We start from the raw sequence: 2,850 nt of genomic DNA, 5'->3' as shown, positions 1-2,850 counted from the left end.
CGGAGCTGCTCCACCGACACCAACCGCTGGCCGGCCTGCTCGAGCCGCGCGACCAGCACCTCGCCGCCGGACGGCACCGTCTGGGCGTCGTGGGCGTCGTGGGCGTGGCGGGTGATCGCGTCGGCGGACAGGTGCGCGTGGAGCACGACCTGCGTGACCGGCGCAGCGACACGAGACCGGACAGGCGTGGCCTCGGCGTCAGCTGGGTTGTCGTCGAAGCCGATGGCGAGCTGGTGGCGCGCGAGGTCGCCCAGCGCGGTGGCGCGGCGTCCGTCGACGGTGTCGGTCGACCCCAGCTTCGCGAGGTGCTCGGCACCGGACTTCACCGCCGCGGCCAGGGCCAGGGCGTCGGGGATCTCCAGGGCCGCCTCCAACCCCATGGTGCCGTCGTAGGAGACCTGCTGGAGGTCGAAGGTGACGTGCCGCTTGTCCGCCGACTTCTCCAACGCCTCCTCCACCGCGTCGGGCATGAACCGCACCCGGGCCTCCTGCACCACCCGGTCCAGCTGCGCGGGGGTGAGCCGGGAGGCACACCAGAACACCTGCTCATCGACGTACGTCGCGGCCTCYAACGTCAGGCTGACGGTGGTCTGCGCAATGATCCGGGCCCGCCAGCCGGCCACCAGGCCGGAGGTGACGGCACCCCACAACCTCGGGAGCCGGTAGGCCACCTCGACACACTCGGTCAAGAACCGGCCAGCACTGTCGTTGGTCCGTCCCAGCATCGTCGCGAACTCCGCGACGCAGAACTCATCGATCATCGGCGACCCCTCACCGGCGAACGTCTTCGGCGAGGTGAAGCACGCCTGGGCGAACTCCGGGTCCGCGATATGCAGATCGGCCCAGTGCAACCCCAGCCGCATCATCTCGACATCCTCGGCACTGGCCCGGTCACGAGATGCCTTCACCGCACGCAACAGCTCGGCCGGGGTCTCCGGCAGAGCGGGTGCGGTGGTCTCGGGCATGAGTCGACTCAAGCAGGGACCACCGACAACGAACCCCTCCGTTGGGCCGTTCTGACCGGATGGTGGACACCACTTTCCAGCGACTTCTGTCAGCCAGATTTTGAGCGCTACGGAACTGCCCGCTCGGCGCCTCCCAGCGCTACGCAACTGCCCGGTCGGCGCCTCCCAGCGCTACGGAACTGCCCGCTCGGCGCCTCCCAGCGCTACGCAACTGCCCGGTCGCCGCCTCCCAGCGCTACGGAACTGCCCGGTCGGCGCCAGCCAGCGCTACGGAACTGCCCTGTCAGGTGTCCCCGGGGTCGACCTGCTCGCCAGGGGCACCGATGTCCAGGTCACCCTCGACGATCATGCCCGTCATCCCGGTCGGCGAGCGGGTCTCGTGCACCTCGCCGGGCTCCCAGACCGCGGCGGACCCGGCGGAGAGGCGGCGTACGACGCCCTCGGCCCCGGCCACCTCGGCCTCGCCGGACAGCACCACCAACAGCTGGCGCCCACCCGCCGGATGCCGACCGATGACGCCACCGGCGTCGAGGGACACCGCGACGAGGTGCGCGTCCGCGCTGATCCCGAAGGCGCCCACCGAGAAGCCGCGGCTCCCGTGCGCCTCGACCGGCCGGTGGGGCAGGTCGGTGAGCGGGAGGATCCGCACTCAGGCCTCCGTCGGCGCCGTGTAGTCGGGATCGGCCGCCGGGGTCTCGGACGACGCCCCGGCGCCGGCCTGGGCCTGCGAGGACCAGTTCTCCAGCTCGGTCATGACCTCGCCGTGCTTGTCGACGCAGACGACGACCAGGTCGCCCTTGTTGGCGCGGTTGAGCGCGTGGCGCACGGCGGAGATCTCGTCGAGCACCTCCTCGGCCTGCTTGCACCGAGAACCCTCGGCCATCGCGTTCCGCACGCCCTCGAGGACCAGTCCGGCGACCTCCCCGCGCTCGCGACCGCGGAGGGCGACGTCCTCGCGGACGATGCAGACGTCGAAGTGCTGGGCGGCGATGTGCCCGAGCTCGCGCATGTCCTCGTCGCGCCGGTCACCGGCGGTGGCGATGATGCCGATCCGCGACGGCCGGGCGAGGTCGTGGGAGGACTCCATCGAGTCACCGACGCGGTCGACGAAGTCGCCCAGCATCTTCATGCCCGGCGCGTTGTGGCAGTAGTCGACGATCACGCTGACGCCGTTGACCTCGACCTCGTTGAGGCGACCGGGGGACAGGTAGTAGTTGGTGGAGAAGCTGCGCAGGCCCTGGCGGATGTCGTGCAGCGGGGCCCCGGCGGCGAACGCGGCGGCGGCAGCGGCCAGCGCGTTCTGCACGTTCATGCGGGCCTTGCCGCCGAAGGTCGCCGGCAACAGGTGGGTCCAGGCGAGCTGCATCTCCCGACGTCCGTGGCGTACGACGATCATCTCGCCGCGCTCCGACGGGTCGAGGACCAGCGCCTTGCCACCGCGTCGGCAGTGCGCGTCGATCATGTCGCGGGCCTCCGAGCCCGGCTCCTCCATCGAGAACCACACGACCTGGCCCGAGCACCGGCGGCGCATCTGACGCACCAGGGGGTCGTCGGCGTTGAGGACGGCGTGCCCGTCGCGGGGCACGGCCTCGACGATGACCGCCTTGACGTCGGCGAGCTGCTCGACGGTGTCGATGCCGCGCAGGCCGAGGTGGTCGGGCTGCACGTTGAGCACCACGGCCACGTCGTTGCGCTCGTAGCCGAGGCCCTCGCGGAGGATGCCGCCGCGCGCGACCTCGAAGACGGCCGTGTCGACGCGGGGGTTCTGGAGCACCATCCGGGCCGAGCGCGGTCCGCTGGCGTCGGCGCGGATCACGAGGCGCTCGTCGATGACGACGCCGTCGGTCGAGGTCATGCCGACCTTGCGGCCCATGCCCTTGAAGAT

At 71.3% G+C, this 2,850-nt stretch carries 2 protein-coding genes and 1 pseudogene; all 3 read right to left on the bottom strand.

Features of this window, described 5'->3' with window-relative positions:
- Positions 1–965 (bottom strand): annotated as a pseudogene (locus ACXJKL_RS18680) (hypothetical protein); the annotation flags it as partial.
- Between the two features lie 283 nt (positions 966–1,248).
- Entirely contained in the window at positions 1,249–1,614 is a 366-nt protein-coding gene (locus ACXJKL_RS18675; protein WP_457208504.1) for a cupin domain-containing protein, read from the bottom strand.
- The coding region (locus ACXJKL_RS18670; protein ID WP_457208503.1) for a Mur ligase family protein at positions 1,615–2,850 on the bottom strand (1,236 nt) is incomplete at its 5' end.

The organism is Nocardioides sp. P5_C9_2 (assembly GCF_054049555.1).
This window is presented reverse-complemented; position numbering and strand designations above follow the sequence as displayed.